General features: G+C 71.5%; 16 protein-coding genes. 10 read left to right on the top strand and 6 right to left on the bottom strand.

Annotation, left to right across the window (positions count from 1 at the left end; genetic code table 11):
* Positions 1-179 precede the first annotated feature (179 nt).
* Both OHA58_RS29330 and OHA58_RS29325 read left to right on the top strand, forming a co-directional pair.
* Complete coding sequence (locus tag OHA58_RS29330; RefSeq protein ID WP_405482509.1) at positions 180-1,094, top strand: helix-turn-helix domain-containing protein; 915 nt, start codon at positions 180-182, stop codon at positions 1,092-1,094.
* A 247-nt stretch (positions 1,095-1,341) separates the two neighbouring features.
* Positions 1,342-1,734 (top strand): YchJ family protein, encoded by a 393-nt coding sequence (locus OHA58_RS29325; protein ID WP_405482507.1) that lies wholly within the window; start codon positions 1,342-1,344, stop codon positions 1,732-1,734.
* A 15-nt stretch (positions 1,735-1,749) separates the two neighbouring features.
* Here the strand turns inward: OHA58_RS29325 and OHA58_RS29320 are convergent, their stop codons facing one another.
* Positions 1,750-2,451, bottom strand: a complete 702-nt coding sequence (locus tag OHA58_RS29320; RefSeq protein ID WP_405482505.1) for a FadR/GntR family transcriptional regulator — start codon at positions 2,449-2,451, stop codon at positions 1,750-1,752.
* A gap of 139 nt (positions 2,452-2,590) precedes the next feature.
* Between OHA58_RS29320 and OHA58_RS29315 the strand changes: the two genes are divergently transcribed.
* From OHA58_RS29315 to OHA58_RS29300, 4 genes are all read left to right on the top strand, one after another.
* Entirely contained in the window at positions 2,591-3,142 is a 552-nt protein-coding gene (locus OHA58_RS29315) for a gluconokinase (RefSeq protein ID WP_405482504.1), read from the top strand.
* Between the two features lie 34 nt (positions 3,143-3,176).
* Positions 3,177-4,574 (top strand): gluconate:H+ symporter, encoded by a 1,398-nt coding sequence (locus tag OHA58_RS29310; RefSeq protein ID WP_405482502.1) that lies wholly within the window; start codon positions 3,177-3,179, stop codon positions 4,572-4,574.
* Between the two features lie 63 nt (positions 4,575-4,637).
* The gene (locus OHA58_RS29305; protein WP_405482500.1) at positions 4,638-5,411 is read left to right on the top strand and encodes an SDR family oxidoreductase; all 774 of its coding nucleotides are present in this window, start codon (positions 4,638-4,640) and stop codon (positions 5,409-5,411) included.
* 94 nt (positions 5,412-5,505) lie between these two features.
* Complete coding sequence (locus tag OHA58_RS29300) at positions 5,506-6,537, top strand: L-idonate 5-dehydrogenase (RefSeq protein WP_405485243.1); 1,032 nt, start codon at positions 5,506-5,508, stop codon at positions 6,535-6,537.
* A gap of 10 nt (positions 6,538-6,547) precedes the next feature.
* Here the strand turns inward: OHA58_RS29300 and OHA58_RS29295 are convergent, their stop codons facing one another.
* The 5 genes from OHA58_RS29295 to OHA58_RS29275 form a co-directional block, all read right to left on the bottom strand.
* Positions 6,548-7,153 (bottom strand): cytochrome b/b6 domain-containing protein, encoded by a 606-nt coding sequence (locus OHA58_RS29295; RefSeq protein WP_405482499.1) that lies wholly within the window; start codon positions 7,151-7,153, stop codon positions 6,548-6,550.
* A complete protein-coding gene (locus OHA58_RS29290) occupies positions 7,137-7,802 on the bottom strand; it encodes a molybdopterin-dependent oxidoreductase (protein WP_405485241.1) in 666 nt (221 codons plus the stop codon). The genes OHA58_RS29295 and OHA58_RS29290 overlap by 17 nt, the downstream gene beginning before the upstream one ends.
* Before the next feature lie 141 nt (positions 7,803-7,943).
* A complete protein-coding gene (locus OHA58_RS29285; RefSeq protein ID WP_405482497.1) occupies positions 7,944-9,506 on the bottom strand; it encodes an APC family permease in 1,563 nt (520 codons plus the stop codon).
* A 90-nt stretch (positions 9,507-9,596) separates the two neighbouring features.
* Entirely contained in the window at positions 9,597-10,556 is a 960-nt protein-coding gene (locus OHA58_RS29280; protein WP_405482496.1) for a hypothetical protein, read from the bottom strand.
* Between the two features lie 235 nt (positions 10,557-10,791).
* Entirely contained in the window at positions 10,792-12,459 is a 1,668-nt protein-coding gene (locus OHA58_RS29275) for an FAD-binding dehydrogenase (protein ID WP_405482495.1), read from the bottom strand.
* A 186-nt stretch (positions 12,460-12,645) separates the two neighbouring features.
* On the opposite strand from OHA58_RS29275, the gene OHA58_RS29270 reads away from it, so the two are divergent.
* The 4 genes from OHA58_RS29270 to OHA58_RS29255 all read left to right on the top strand — a co-directional run bounded on the left by OHA58_RS29270 (position 12,646) and on the right by OHA58_RS29255 (position 14,976).
* Entirely contained in the window at positions 12,646-13,536 is an 891-nt protein-coding gene (locus OHA58_RS29270) for a DMT family transporter (RefSeq protein WP_405485239.1), read from the top strand.
* Positions 13,537-13,573: 37 nt separating this feature from the next.
* Positions 13,574-14,152 carry an NUDIX hydrolase gene (locus OHA58_RS29265; RefSeq protein WP_405482494.1) on the top strand — a complete coding sequence of 193 codons (579 nt, stop codon included), beginning with the start codon at positions 13,574-13,576 and terminating at the stop codon, positions 14,150-14,152.
* Between the two features lie 78 nt (positions 14,153-14,230).
* Entirely contained in the window at positions 14,231-14,623 is a 393-nt protein-coding gene (locus OHA58_RS29260; RefSeq protein WP_405482493.1) for a YidH family protein, read from the top strand.
* Positions 14,620-14,976 carry a DUF202 domain-containing protein gene (locus tag OHA58_RS29255; protein WP_405482492.1) on the top strand — a complete coding sequence of 119 codons (357 nt, stop codon included), beginning with the start codon at positions 14,620-14,622 and terminating at the stop codon, positions 14,974-14,976. Before OHA58_RS29260 ends, OHA58_RS29255 begins: the two co-directional genes overlap by 4 nt.
* Positions 14,977-15,014 lie beyond the last annotated feature (38 nt).

The raw sequence follows: 15,014 nt of genomic DNA, 5'->3' as shown, positions 1-15,014 counted from the left end.
TCGCATCCGTTGTGCATCCGAGGTACCGAAAGGCACCACCCGACCGGGGCTAAAGCCCTGGTCGAGCTACCTACGAATCTAAAGGTCATACTTTTGGCGCGGCAGGTGCCCCCGTGCCAGCGTTCGGTGAAAATGGGACACCTACAAGAGGCCGAGCCGGTTTGAGCCAAGGAAAGTGGATGACGGAGCAGGGCAGCGCACATCCGAGCGCACATATGGGAGCGGCGGAGCACATCCGTACGTATCCCTTCGACCCGAGCGCCAGCGTGTCCGGGGTCGGGATACAGATCGGCCCGATGGGCACGGAGGGTCCCTGGGCGGGCGGCGTCGGCCTGTCGCGCCGCGTGCACCGGATCGACTTCCACGTCCTGCTCTTCTTCCGCGAGGGCCCGGTCCACCACATGATCGACTTCACGGAGTACGAGGTCGGCGCGGGCGACATCCTGTGGATCCGGCCCGGCCAGGTGCACGGCTTCTCGACGAGCGAGCGTTACGTCGGCACGGCGCTCACCATGCAGCCCGGCTTCCTGCCGCGCGCGATCGTCGAGGCGACGGGCCTGTACCGCTACGACCGGCCGCCCATCCTCCACCCCGACGAGGCCCAACGCGCCGCCCTGGACGCCTCGCTGGAGCAACTGAAGCGCGAATACCTGGACACGGCGACGCTCCCGCTCAGCCTGCACACCTCCGTGCTGCGGCACTCGCTCACGGCCTTCATGCTGCGCGTGGCACATGTGTCGGCGCAGGCGGCTGCGGACGAGTGCAGGCCGCAGCCGGACACGACGTTCAGCCGCTTCCGCACGGCGGTCGAGCAGGCCTTCACCACGAACCACAGCGTGAGCGCGTACGCCGACGAGCTCGGGTACTCGCGGCGCACCCTCGTCCGCGCGGTGCGGGCGGCGACCGGCCAGACCCCTAAGGCATTCATCGACCGCCGGGTGATCCTGGAGGCGAAGCGGCTGCTCGCCCACACGGACCTTCCGGTGGGCCGGATCGGGGTGGCGGTCGGCATCGGCGACTCGGCGAACTTCTCGAAGTTCTTCGTGCAGCACACCGGGGTGACACCGGCCGGGTTCCGGGCGGAACAGGTCTGATGCACCGGGGGGCACTCGAGGACCGGGTTCACCATGCACTGCCCCCGCGCCCCGGCGTCGCTTCACAGATTCCCCCCGGACGCGTGAACCGAATGCAGACAGCCGACACGGTGAGTGAACTCCCCTTGGTCAGGGGGCAATTCGGGCATCGCGCCCGGCTTGCGCTGTCGCCTGCCGGGGTGGTGAAGGCCGACGGGCAAGCGCGGGGGGCCAGGTGATCGGCGGCGGAGCTGGTTGAATCGTCCGCATGTCACGCCCCGCCCTCACCTGCCCCTGCGGGCTCCCCTCCGCGTACGACGCCTGCTGCGGCCGGTATCACTCCGGACGGGCGAACGCGCCGACCGCCGAGGCCCTGATGCGCTCCCGCTACTGCGCCTTCGCCGTCAAGGACGCCGCGTATCTGCTGCGGACCTGGCACCCGGCCACCCGGCCCCCGGCCGTCACCTTCGAGCCGGGCATGAAGTGGACCGGGCTGGAGATCCTGGGGACGACCGAGGGTTCGGCCTTCCACAGCACCGGCACCGTGACCTTCCGGGCCCGCTACACCGACGGCGGGCGGCCCGGCTCGCTGCACGAGCGCAGCAGGTTCATACGGCTCGACGGCGCATGGGTTTACGTCGACGGCGACTTCATCGAATAGTGCGCGCCTGCGCGCTCAGGGCGCGAGGATGTCGAGTTCCTCCAGGGCGCCCACCGCGATCTCGCGCGTGAGCGCCTCCGCGCGGGCCGCGTCCCCCTCGCGGACGGCCTCGGCGACGTGCACATGGAGTGACACGGCCGCCGGGTCCGGGTCCTCGAACATCACCTGGTGGTGCGTGCGGCCCGCGAGGACCTCCGCGACCACGTCACCGAGCCGGGCGAACATCTCGTTGCCCGACGCGTTCAGGACGACCCGGTGGAACTCGATGTCGTGGACGAGGTACGCCTCCAGCTGATGGCCGCGTGACGTGGCGACCATGCCGAGCGCGCACTCGGTGAGCGCCGCGCACTGCTCGGCCGTGGCGTGTGTCGCGGCGAGTCCGGCCGCGACCGGCTCGACCGCGGAACGCAGCACCGTGAGGGAGCGCAGCTGCCGCGGCCGGTCCGCGCCGGCCAGACGCCAGCGGATGACCTGCGGGTCGTAGACGTTCCACTCCTCCGTGGGCCGGACGGTCACGCCGACCCGGCGCCGGGACTCCACGAGGTGCATCGACTCGAGCACCCGTACGGCCTCCCGCATGACCGAACGTGACACCTCGTACCGCTGGGCCAGCTCGTCCGTGCGCAGCACGCTGCCCGGCGGGTACTCCCCGGCGGTGATGGCGGGGCCGAGGTTCTCCAGTACGTGGGCGTGCAGCCCCCGGCCCTGTGTGGTCATGACGTCAGCGTACGAGGCGGGCCGACGGAATAAAAAGTCAGACTTTTATGTCACAGACTCTTGAATTCGTCAGACCATTTAGGTTTCAGTGACGTGACACAGCGATGTCGATGAAGACAGCGAAGACAGCGAGGACGCGATGAAGACACGACGCACCCCCCACGTCGTCGTAGTCATGGGCGTGGCAGGAACCGGCAAGACCACGATCGGCCCCCTGCTCGCAGACAGGCTCGGCGTCCCGTACGCCGAGGGCGACGACTTCCACCCGCCGGCGAACATCGCCAAGATGTCGGCCGGCACCCCCCTGACCGACGACGACCGGTGGCCGTGGCTCGACGCCATCGGCGAGTGGGCGCACGGACGGGCGGGACTCGGCGGCGTCGTCAGCAGCTCCGCCCTCAAGCGGAGCTATCGCGACCGGCTCAGGGCCGAGGCCCCAGGAGTCGTGTTCGTCCACCTCACGGGTGACCGCGCCCTGATCGAGGACCGGATGTCGCACCGCCAGGGGCACTTCATGCCCACGGCCCTGCTGGACTCGCAGTTCGCCACGCTCCAGCCGCTCGCGGCGGACGAGGCGGGCGTCGACGTCGATGTGTCGGGCAGCCCCGAGGAGATCACGGAGCGGGCCGTCGCGGCCCTCGACGACCTCGAAGGCCAGTCCCCGTCCCCTCAGCGCCCGACGCTGAAGTAGCCCCAGAAGTCCCCACCCACACCAAGGAAAAACCGTGACCAGTCTCAGCGTCGAGACGCTGGCAGCGGATGCCGTCGAACCGATCACCTCGGCGGGCCACGCCCAGCTGGGGATCGCCGTCCTCGCGGGCATCGCTGTCATCGTTCTGCTCATCACGAAGTTCCGGGTCCACGCCTTCCTGGCGCTGACCATCGGTTCTCTGGCCCTGGGAGCCTTCGCCGGCGCCCCCCTCGACAAGACCATCGTCAGCTTCACCACGGGCCTTGGTTCCACGGTGGCCGGTGTGGGTGTGCTGATCGCGCTCGGCGCGATCCTGGGCAAGCTGCTCGCCGACTCGGGCGGCGCCGACCAGATCGTCGACACGATCCTCGCCAAGGCGGGCGGGCGCGCCATGCCGTGGGCGATGGTCCTGATCGCCTCGGTGATCGGTCTGCCGCTGTTCTTCGAGGTCGGCATCGTGCTGCTGATCCCGGTCGTCCTGATGGTCGCCAAGCGCGGCAACTACTCGCTGATGCGCATCGGCATCCCGGCCCTCGCCGGCCTGTCGGTCATGCACGGCCTGATCCCGCCGCACCCCGGCCCGCTCGTCGCGATCGACGCCGTCGGTGCCAACCTCGGCGTCACGCTCGCCCTGGGTGTCCTCGTCGCCATCCCGACGGTGATCATCGCGGGTCCGCTGTTCTCGAAGGTCGCCGCCCGCTGGGTGGACGTCCAGGCCCCGGACAAGATGACCCCGGCGCGGGCCACCGACGACCTGGAGAAGCGTCCCAGCTTCCGCGCGGCCGTCGTCACGATCCTGCTCCCCGTCGTCCTGATGCTCGCCAAGGCGCTCGTCGACATCGTCGTGGACAAGCCCGAGCACACCGTGCAGCGCGTCTTCGACGTCATCGGTTCGCCGCTGATCGCCCTGCTCGCCGCCGTGATCGTCGGCATGTTCACGCTGGGCCGCGCGGCCGGGTTCACCAAGGACCGGCTGTCCTCCACCGTCGAGAAGTCGCTCGCCCCGATCGCGGGCGTCCTCCTCATCGTCGGCGCGGGCGGCGGCTTCAAGCAGACCCTCATCGACTCCGGCGTGGGCCAGATGGTCCTCGACATCTCCAAGGACTGGGCGATCCCGGCCCTGCTGCTCGCCTGGCTGATCGCGGTCGTCATACGCCTCGCCACGGGCTCCGCCACCGTCGCGACCATCTCGGCGGCAGGACTCGTGGCGCCGCTCGCGGCCGACATGTCGACCTCGCACACGGCCCTGCTGGTCCTCGCGATCGGCGCCGGCTCGCTCTTCTTCAGCCACGTGAACGACGCGGGCTTCTGGCTGGTGAAGGAGTACTTCGGCCTGGACGTCGGGCAGACCATCAAGACCTGGTCCGTCATGGAGACGATCATCTCGGTCGTCGCCGGTGGCCTGGTCCTGCTGCTGTCACTGGTCATCTAGCGACCTCAGTCGTCCAACGGCCTCATGATCTGGCTCCCTTCGGAGCGACTGGAGTACTGAGCGATGACCCACCCCCTCTTCGACATCAGCGGCCGCACGGCCCTGGTGACCGGTTCCAGCCGCGGGATCGGGTTCGCCCTGGCCCGCGGCCTCCTGGAGGCCGGCGCGACCGTCGTCCTCAACGGACGCGACGAGTCCGCCCTCGCGGACGCGGCCGAACGGCTGTCGGGGCAGACAGGAAACAGCCCGGTCCACACCGCGGCGTTCGACGTCACGGACGGACCGTCCGTCGCCGCCGGGGTCGCCGGGGTCGAGGAGCGGGTGGGTCCGCTCGACATCCTCGTCAACAACGCGGGCATGCAGCTGCGCGCCCCGCTCCTGGAGTTCACCGACGCCGACTGGCACCGGGTCCTGAACACCAATCTGACGAGCGCGTTCCTGGTGGGCCGTGAGGCGGCCCGCGGCATGGTGGAACGCGGTCACGGAAAGATCATCAACATCTGCTCGCTGCAGAGCGAGGTCGTGCGGCCCGGCATCGCGCCCTACGCCGCCACCAAGGGCGCCCTGAAGATGCTCACCAAGGGCATGTGCGCCGACTGGGGCCCTTCCGGGGTCCAGGTCAACGGGCTCGGCCCCGGCTACATCGAGACCGAGCTGACCGAACCGCTCGTCCGCGACGAGGAGTTCAGCGCCTGGGTCCGCCGCAGGACCCCGGCCGGCCGCTGGGGCCGCACCGACGACCTTGTCGGCGGCACCCTGTTCCTGGCCTCACCCGCGTCCGACTTCGTCAGCGGGCAGATCCTCTACGTCGACGGCGGCATGACGAGCGTTCTCTAAGAGTCCTGATGCTGTGGGACACCTGATGCTGTGGGACACCTGATGCTGTGGGACACCTGATGCTGTGGGACACCTGATGGCTGGAGGAGACCTGATGCTGGGCTGCGTGATCCACGGCGCGGGAGATCTGCGCGTCGACGAACTCCCCTCCCCCGAACCCGGACCGGGCCAGGCGCTCGTCGCCGTCCGCTACGGCGGGGTGTGCGGGTCGGACCTGCACTACTGGCGCCACGGCGGCGTCGGCGACTTCCGGCTCCAGGAACCCATGCTGCTCGGCCACGAGGTCGTGGGCACGGTCCTGTCGTACGGGGACGGTGCCACCGGTCCCGCGCCCGGCACGGCCGTCGCCGTGCACCCTGCCACCCCCTGCGGGACCTGCCCCGAGTGCGTGGACGGGCGGCGCAACGTGTGCCGTGACACCCGCTACCTGGGCAGCGCGGCCCGCACCCCGCACGTCCAGGGCGGCTTCGCCGCGCGGATCGCCGTCCCCGCCGGTCAGTTGAGGGCCGTGCCCGACGGGCTTCCGCTCGACCGGGCCGCCCTCGCCGAGCCCCTCGCGGTGGCGCTGCACGCGGTGCGCCGGGCGGGCCCGGTCGCGGGCAAGCACGTCCTGGTCACCGGCGCGGGCCCGATCGGCTGCCTCGTCGTCGCCGCGGCCAGGGCCGCCGGAGCGGCACATGTGACCGCCACCGACCTCCTCCCCGAAGCCCTCCGTTACGCGCGGCTCGCCGGCGCCGACACCCTCGTACGCGCCGACGACCCGGCCGACAAGGGCTGGCCCGACGAGGCCGACACGGCTGTCGAGGCGTCCGGCGTGGCCGCCGGGCTCGACAGCTGTCTGCGCCATGTGCGACGCGGCGGTGTGGTCGTCCAGCTGGGGATGCTGCCGCCGGGGCAGAGCCCGTTCGCGGGGAACCTCGTGGTCAGCCGGGAGATCGAGCTGCGCGGGGCGTTCCGCTTCGACACGGAGTTCGACGACGCGCTGCGCCTGCTCGCCGAGCAGCCGGGGCTCGCGGAGCTGATCAGTGCGGTGGTCCCGGTGGCGGCCGCGGAGTCGGCGTTCGCGCTGGCCGCGGACCGCGCGCGGGCGTGCAAGGTCCTCCTGGACTTCGGCGCGGGCGCGTAATACGGGGCCGTCACGGCAGCCACTCGCCGTGCTCGCGCTCGGCCCACTCCCTCCCCACGAACCCGGTCCGCATCCCGAGCCGCGCCTCGGGGTCCGCCCACGCCTTCGCGATGTGCCCGGCGACCACGATGCCGAGGGCGAGGGACAGCCAGTCGTGCACGAAGGTGCTGCCGGTGCGCCAGGTCAGCGGCGCGAGGTTGGTGAACCACATGAGCAGGCCCGTGCCGAGCATCACCAGGACCGCTCCCGCGAGCCAGCCCGCGTACAGCTTCTGGCCCGCGTTGAACTTGCCCGCGGGCCTCGGGCCCGAGCGGCGCAGGGCGGAGCGCAGCCAGGTGCGGTCGTGCGGGACGAAGCGGTTCAGGCTGCGCAGGTCGGCGCGGAAGGCGCGGGACGCGAGGCCGGCGAGGTAGGGCGCGGGCAGCAGGAGACCGGACCACTCGTGGAGCCTGACCACGAGTTCGCGGCGGCCGACGAGCTCCGCGAACTGGGGTACGTACAGGCAGGCGGCCGTCAGGATGCACAGGCCCATGAGGGCCGCCATGGACCAGTGGACCCAGGTCTCGGAGCGGGTGAAGCGCCTTACGCGCGCCGGGAGTTCAGTGGGTGGGTTCATCGTCGCGTCCGTTCGAGCGGCCGACCCACGCGTCCACGTCGTAGCCGCGCTTCTCCCAGTAGCCGGGTTCGACGCGGTCGGTGACGGTGATGCCGGACAGCCATTTCGCCGACTTGTAGAAGTACATGGGGCCGACGTAGAGCCGGACGGGCCCGCCGTGGGTGTGGCCGAGGGGCTTGTCCTGCATGCGCAGCGCGACGAGCACGTCGGCGCGGCGGGCCTGCGGCAGTGTGAGGCTCTCGCTGTACGTGCCGTCGAAGCAGGTCAGCCGCAGTGCCTTGGCGGAGGGCCGGACCCCGGCCGCGTCGAGGATGCTGGAGAGGCGTACGCCCTCGAAGGGGGTTTCCGGCACGCGCCACCCCGTGACGCACTGGACGTCGCGCACGAGCCGGGTCTGCGGGAGCGCCCGCAGCGCGGGGAGCGTGTAGGTGGCGGGCCGGTCGACGAGGCCGTCGACGGTGAGGCGGTAGTCGGCGGCCGATCTGTGCGGGACGGAGGAGGCGACGGAGTAGTAGCGGAAGCCGCCGCCGTTCGGCAGGAGGTCCGTCAGGCCGGTGGGGTCCTTGTCCGCGGCGCTGCCGAGGAAGGATTCGAGGCCGCGCTGGAGGGTGGGCGCGGTGGCGACGCCGAGGGCGCCGAGTCCGAGCATGCCGAGGACGAGGCGGCGGCCTACGGGCGAGCCACGCTCCTCGTCCCGTTCGGGCGGTACGGGTTCTTCCGGGTTCACACACTGATTCGAGCACCCGTGGCCCCCGGGGGCCAGGGGCCACGGGTGTTCGTCAGCGTTCTGTCACTTCTCTGCGGGCACGCCGGCCGCCTTCTCCAGCTGGAACGCCTCGTTGCCGAGGCCGATCCTGGCGTGTGCCTCGGGGTTCCGCCCGCGCAGGACGACGCCGTGGACGAGGCCGATGACGGCGGCCAGCGCGATGATGCCGGGCAGCACCCAGTTGAGGGCGGAGCCGGGGCCCGAGCCGACGAGGACGTCGAAGTCCTTGACCGTGTAGAACGCGATGACGAGCAGCGCGATCCCGGCGATCCCCGAGGCGATCAGGCGCCAGATCTGGGCGCCCGCGGCGCCACGCCTGACGAAGAAGACGATCACGGCCAGCGAGGCGGCGGCCATCAGCAGGATGATGCCGAGCGCGCCGACGTTGCCGCCCCAGGTGAAGAGCTTGAGCACGGGCGCCGTGGGGTCGCCCGCCTTGCCGTCGTCGGTGACCGCGAAGGCCACGACGACGATCAGGGAGAGGGCGGTCTGGAGCAGGGAGCCGGTGCCGGGCGCGCCGCTGGAGCTGTTGGTGCGGCCGAAGGTGGCGGGCAGCAGGCCCTCGCGGCCCATGGCGAAGGCGTAGCGCGAGACGACGTTGTGGAAGCTGAGGAGCGCCGCGAACATGCCGGTGACGAACAGGACATGGACGATGTCCGTGAACGTGCCGCCGAGCCTGCTCTCCGTCAGGAAGAACATCAGGCCCGCGCTCTGCTTCTGCGCGGTCGGGATGATCGCGGAGGGTCCGGCGGCGACGGTGAGCGCCCATGAGCTGATGGCGAAGAAGACGGCGACGAAGCCGACCGCCATGAACATCACGCGCGGCACGAGGATGTGCGGGCGGCTGGTCTCCTCCGCGTACACGGGCGCCTGCTCGAAGCCGGTGAAGGCCGCGATGCAGAAGCACAGGGCGGTGCCTACGCCCGCGCCGGTGAGGGTGTCCGGGTTGAAGGCGTGCAGCGACAGGCCCTCCTTGGCCGGGTCGCCGATCGCCGCGATGTCGAAGATGACGACGAGCGCGACCTCGACGAGCAGGAGTACGCCGAGCACGCGCGCGTTCACGTCGATCTTCAGCAGGGCGAGCGCGCCGACGGCGAGCACGGCGACCAGCGCCGGGATCCACCAGGCGATGCTGAGGTCGAGGTAGGTGGCGAGGAGGTTGGACACCTCGAAGCCGAACATCCCGTAGATGCCGACCTGGAGGACGCTGTAGGCGACGAGCGCGACCAGGGCGGCGCCCGCGCCGGCGGTCGGGCCGAGGCCGCGGGATATGTACGCGTAGAAGGCACCGGCGTTGTGGACGTGCCGGCTCATCTCGGCGTAGCCGACGCTGAACAGGGCGAGGACGACGCCCAGGATGAGGAAGAGCAGCGGCTGCCCGACGACGCCCATCACGGCGAACGTGGTGGGCATGACGCCGGCGACCACCATGAGCGGGCCCGTCGCGGCCAGCACGGACAGGAGCAGGCCTGCCGTGCCGAGGCGGCCGGCACGCAGGGCGCTGTCCTGCCCCTTGAAGGTGCTGATCCCCGCATCGGACTCGGGGGGTCGTGCCGTGTCGCTCGTGCTCGAACTGCCCGTCGTCATGGCGGGGTTGTCCCTTCCCTGTGGATGAGCGCTGCTGGTGCGGTGTCTGGGGATGTCTGAGGATGTCCGGGGATGTCTGGGGGCGTCGTCCTAGGCTGTGCCGAGCGCGGCACTGCGCGCGGCACGGAACGCTTCGTGCGGATCGCGGTCCGGGTACGACCAGGGGGCGGCGGTGGCGTGCCGGCCGATGCGGTGGAACAGCGCGGCGGCCTCCGCGGGCCTGCCCTCGCAGGACTTGGCGTGGGCGAGGAAGTTCAGGTCGGCGCGGCCGCGCGGATGGGCGGGGCGCTCCGGAGTGCCCCATTCGAGCCACCAGTCGAAGGCGGTCTTCATCACCAGGCGGGCGCGGCGGCCCGTCCAGTGTCCGGATGCCTTGGGGTCGGGCGGTTCGCTGCCGGCGGCGGCGAGGACCCGGTAGCGCTCGGCGTGCGCGACCACGGGGAGGACGGCGAGCGGTGAGCCGGGGCCCGCCTGTTCGGCGGCCCAGGACGCGAAGTCGTACACCTCGTGGAGGGGGTCCTGGCCCGCGTCGGGGCGGCGTTCGGCGAGTCTGGCGACCATCAGGTGGTGGGCGTGGTGGTGCTCGGCATGGCGGTGGCGGATCTCGTCGAAGAGGCGGACGACGTCCTCCTCGCGGCCCATGTCCCGTTCCAGGAGCAGGAGTCCGAGCCAGGGCGTGGGGTCGGCGGGCACGAGGGCCGCTGCGTCGCGGCAGGCGTCGCGGGCCTTCTCGGGGCGCGTCCTGCCGGTCCGGGCGCGCTGCACGGCGGCGAGGGCGAGCAGGACAGCCGCGTCGGCGGATTCGGGTTCGGCGAGCCGCCAGTCCCTGACCCAGGCGGTGGTCGTCGGTTCCTCGGCGAGGACGACGATGCGGTGGCCGCGGCGGTCCCAGTCGTCGCCGGTGGCCGAGATCAGTTCCCTGACCTCGGTCCAGCGCCCCTGAGCGAGCGCCGCGCGGGCGGCGACGAGGTCGCTGTCGTCGAGCGCGGAGTCGAACGGGGGAGCGGCCCGCTTGCGGGCACGCCCGAATGGCGGCGGGGGTGGGGGCACCGCAGGAAATCCTCTACGACGCGGCTTGCTTGAGGTGATCACGCACAGCAAAGCGGTACCGGGCGCTCCGAGTCAAGGGCGAACCAAGGGATGACCTTCACCAACTCGTTTCAAAATCCTCCGAGTTCACCCTCGCGCTCCGCCAATTCCCGCTCTCACCTGGGCAGTTGAACTGATGACACGAGACAGCACCCCGAACCGAGAAGAAGGGTCCGGGGTGCTGTCAAGGCGAGATTCAGCCGGTCGCGGCGGCCGCGGCGCGGCCCGCCGTGCGGCCCGAGAAGAGGCAGCCGCCGAGGAAGGTCCCTTCGAGGGAGCGGTAGCCGTGCACTCCCCCGCCGCCGAACCCGGCCGCCTCTCCCGCCGCGTACACGCCCGGCAGCGGTTCGCCGCCCTCGGTCAGGACGCGCGAGGACAGGTCGGTCTCCAGGCCGCCGAGGGACTTGCGGGTGAGGATGTTGAGGCGCACCGCGACCAGCGGGCCCGCCTTCGGGTCGAGGATGCGGTGCGGCGCCGCGGTGCGGATGAGACGGTCGCCGAGGAACTTGCGGGTGCCGCGGATGGCGGTCACCTGGAGGTCCTTGGTGAAGGGGTTGGCGATCTCGCGGTCGCGGGCGACGAGGGTGCTGCGCAGCGCGGCCTCGTCGATCAGCGGACCCGACGACTTCTCGGCGAGGGCGTTCATCCCGCGCACCAGGGCGGGGATGTCCTTCTCGATGACGAAGTCGGCGCCGTGGTCCATGAACGCCTTGACGGGCGCCGGTACGTCGGCGCGGGCCCGGTCGATGACTCCGCGCACGGACTTCCCGGTCAGGTCGGGGTTCTGCTCGGAGCCGCTGAGGGTGAACTCCTTGCCGATGATGCGCTGGTTGAGCACGAACCACGTGTAGCCGTACCCGGTCTTCATGATGTGGTCGAGGGTTCCGAGGGTGTCGAAGCCGGGGAAGAGCGGCACGGGCAGGCGCTCGCCGCGTGCGTCGAGCCAGAGCGAGGACGGGCCCGGCAGGATGCGAATGCCGTGCTTGTCCCAGATGGGGTTCCAGTTCTCGATGCCCTCGGTGTAGTGCCACATGCGGTCGCGGTTGATGAGGTGCGCGCCCGCGTTCTCCGTGATCCCGAGCATCAGGCCGTCGACGTGCGCGGGCACGCCGGAGAGCATCTTCTCGGGCGGGGTGCCGAGGCGCTCGGGCCAGTTCGCGCGGACGAGGTCGTGGTTTCCGCCGATGCCGCCGGAGGTGACGATCACGGCCTGCGCCTTGAGCTCGAAGGAGCCCGTGACCGTACGGCTGCTGCCCTGGCCGCGCTCGATGGACGACGGTTCGAGGATCTCGCCGGTGACGGTGTCGACGGCGCCGGCGCTGCGGGACAGGCCCGTCACCCGGTGCCGGAACTTCAGCTCGACCAGACCGCGCGCCACACCCTCCCTGACCCGGCGCTCGAAGGGCGCGACGAGGCCGGGTCCTGTCCCCCAGGTGATGTGGAAGCGCGGCACCGAGTTCCCGTGCCCGTTCGCGTCGTAGCCGCCGCGCTCCGCCCAGCCGACCACGGGGAAGAACCGGACGCCCTGCGCATGCAGCCAGGACCGCTTCTCACCCGCGGCGAAGTCGACGTACGCCTCGGCCCACTTGCGCGGCCAGTGGTCCTCGGCGCGGTCGAAGCCGGCGGTGCCCATCCAGTCCTGGAGCGCGAGCGCGTGGCTGTCCTTGATCCGCAGGCGGCGCTGCTCGGGCGAGTCGACGAAGAAGAGGCCACCGAAGGACCAGTGCGCCTGGCCGCCGATGGACTGCTCCGGTTCCTGGTCCAGGAGGATCACCTTGCGGCCCGCGTCCACGAGTTCCGCCACCGCGGCGAGCCCGGCGAGGCCCGCCCCGATCACGATCACGTCCGCGTCGTACGTCGTCATTGGGGTCCGTCCCTCTCGAAAGTTACCGGTGGGTCAGATCTTGGGCACGGGGGTGGGCGGCGTCAACCTCGCCGACCGGGTCACTCGCGGGGCAGCCCCTGCCGCGGGGCGCTATCGTCGGCCTTACACCCGTGCAACGACCCGCCCATGGCCGATCTTGATACCTGCATTCTCGAGGTGCGCAGCGTGTCGGTTCTCGTACTCGTCCTCGCCGTCTCCGCGGCCTTTTGCCTAGGCATCGGATTCGTGCTCCAGCAGAACGCGGCGCAGCACGCCCCGCTGAACGACTTCCTGTCGCCGCGCCTGCTCCTCGACCTCGTACGGGTGCCCCGCTGGCTGTTCGGCATAGGTTTCATGGTGTGCGGCATGGTGCTCGGCGCGATCGCGCTGGGCAACGGGGAGATCTCGCTCGTCGAACCGCTGCTCGCGACCAACCTCCTGTTCGCGCTCGCCCTCTCGCGCCACCAGACCCGCCAGCCCCTGGGCAAACAGGGCTGGGCGGGTCTGGCCCTGCTCGCGGGCGGGGTGACGGCCTTCATCGTGGCGGGCGAGCCACGCAGCGGCGACGCGGTCACCGACCCGCTGCGGCGCTGGCTGATCATCGGCGTGATGGTGGGCGGCGCGCTGCTGCTCACCGCGTACGCGAAGAAATCACGGATGAGCTCGGCCCCGGTCCTGCTGGGCGTGGCGGCCGGGCTCCTCTACGGGGTGCAGGACGCGCTGACGCGGATGAGCGGGCAGCTGTTCTCGTCGGGCGGCTGGAGCGAGTTGTTCACCAGCTGGCAGCCGTACGGGGTCCTGGCGCTCGGCGTCACGGGCCTGATCCTGGTGCAGAGCGCCTTCGAGATGGCGCCGCTGCGGATGTCGCTGCCCGCGCTGACGGCCGCGCAGCCGCTCGCGGGCATCGCGTGCGGCGTCGGCTTCATGGGCGACCAATTGCGCACGGATGCCGGGGCGCTCGCCTGGCAGGCGACCGGGCTCACGGCGATCGTGGCGGGGATCGTGCTGCTCGGGATGCATCCGGCGATGCCGACCACGGGCCCTCGGGAGGGGGACCGGGCAGGGGTCGGGGTCTGAACCGCCGGGGGTCTGCCGGGTCTGGTCTCATGGGCGCATGACCCCTCCCACCGATCCCACGCACGCCGCTGACGCCCCGGATCCGGCGGCGGAAGTCCTCGACATCGTCGACGAGCACGACCGGGTGGTCGGGCAGGCCCCGCGCGGCGAGGCCTACGCCCGCGGACTGCGCCACCGGTGCGTGTTCATCCAGGCCAGGGACGGCGCCGGCCGGATCTTCGTGCACCGCCGCACGCCGACAAAGCTGGTGTTCCCGTCCCTGTACGACATGTTCGTCGGCGGCGTCGTGGGCACCGGGGAGTCCTACGACGACGCGGCGCTGCGCGAGGCGGAGGAGGAGCTCGGCGTCTTCGGGCTGCCCCGCCCCGAGCCCCTGTTCAAGTTCCTGTACGACGGCGGGGCGGGCCGGACCTGGTGGTCCTACCTGTACGAGGTGCGCTGCGAGCTGCCCGTGAACCCGCAGGCCGAGGAGGTGGCCTGGCACGACTTCCTCACCGACGAGGAGCTGGAGCGGCGGCTTCCCGAGTGGCCGTGGGTGCCGGACGGGCTCGACGCGTACGAGCGGCTGCGGGCCTACCGCGCAGGGGCCGCGGGCCTGCCGCGGCCGCCCGGATAAGACCGACCGGCGAATGGGGGTGGGTGAAGGAGCCCCGCGACGCCGCCCCCCATTCGCCGGTCGGTCTAAGGTCGCCCCGTGATCGAATTTGTGCGCAGTGTCCGCCTCTGGTTCGCGCCCGAGCGGGTGCGGGACGACGGCGATACGCCCGACTACCGCTTCTCGCTGGCCAACGAGCGCACGTTCCTGGCCTGGCTGCGCACGGCGCTCGCGCTGATCGGCGGCGGGTTCGCCGTGGACCAGTTCCTGCCGGACCTGCGCTGGGCCTGGCGGGCCGGTCTCGCGCTCGCGCTGCTCGCGGCGGGCGCTCTGTGCGCCCTGCGGGCCGTCAGCCACTGGGTGCGCTGCGAGCAGGCGATGCGGCGGGGCGAGGACCTGCCCGTCTCGCGGTTCCCGGCGCTGCTGAGCGTGGTCGTGGCGCTGGTGGCCGTTGCGATGGTGGTGGTCGTGCTGGCCGGGTGGGCGGGGTGAGCGGCCCGTCGGAGCCTGCCTGCGACGGACAAGGCGGCGCAGCGGCGGCCGGGCGCGATCCGGGGCTCCAGCCCGCGCGGACGCGGCTCGCCTGGCGGCGGACGACGCTCTCGTGCACCGTGGCGGCGATCCTCGCGGCCAGGGCGGCGCTGCACGGCGGCACGGACACCCTCGGTGTGCTGGGCGCGGCCCTGTGTTTCCTGGCGTGGCTGGGGTTCCTGGCGGTGGCGCACCGCCGTATCCGCGATCTGGCGCTGCACGAGACCAGTCCGCCCGTGATGACCGCCCGCGCGGCCGTGGTGGCGGTGGCCTGTTCGGTGGCGCTGGCCGCGTTCGCGGCACTGGTGGTGTGACACCCCGACGCGGTGGGCGGCCGTTCCCGGGCAGACGG

The sequence above is a fragment of the Streptomyces sp. NBC_00009 genome, from assembly GCF_045040855.1.
Taxonomy (GTDB): domain Bacteria; phylum Actinomycetota; class Actinomycetes; order Streptomycetales; family Streptomycetaceae; genus Streptomyces; species Streptomyces aureus.
Note: the sequence above shows the minus strand (reverse complement) of the source record. Positions and strands in the feature narration are given on the sequence as shown.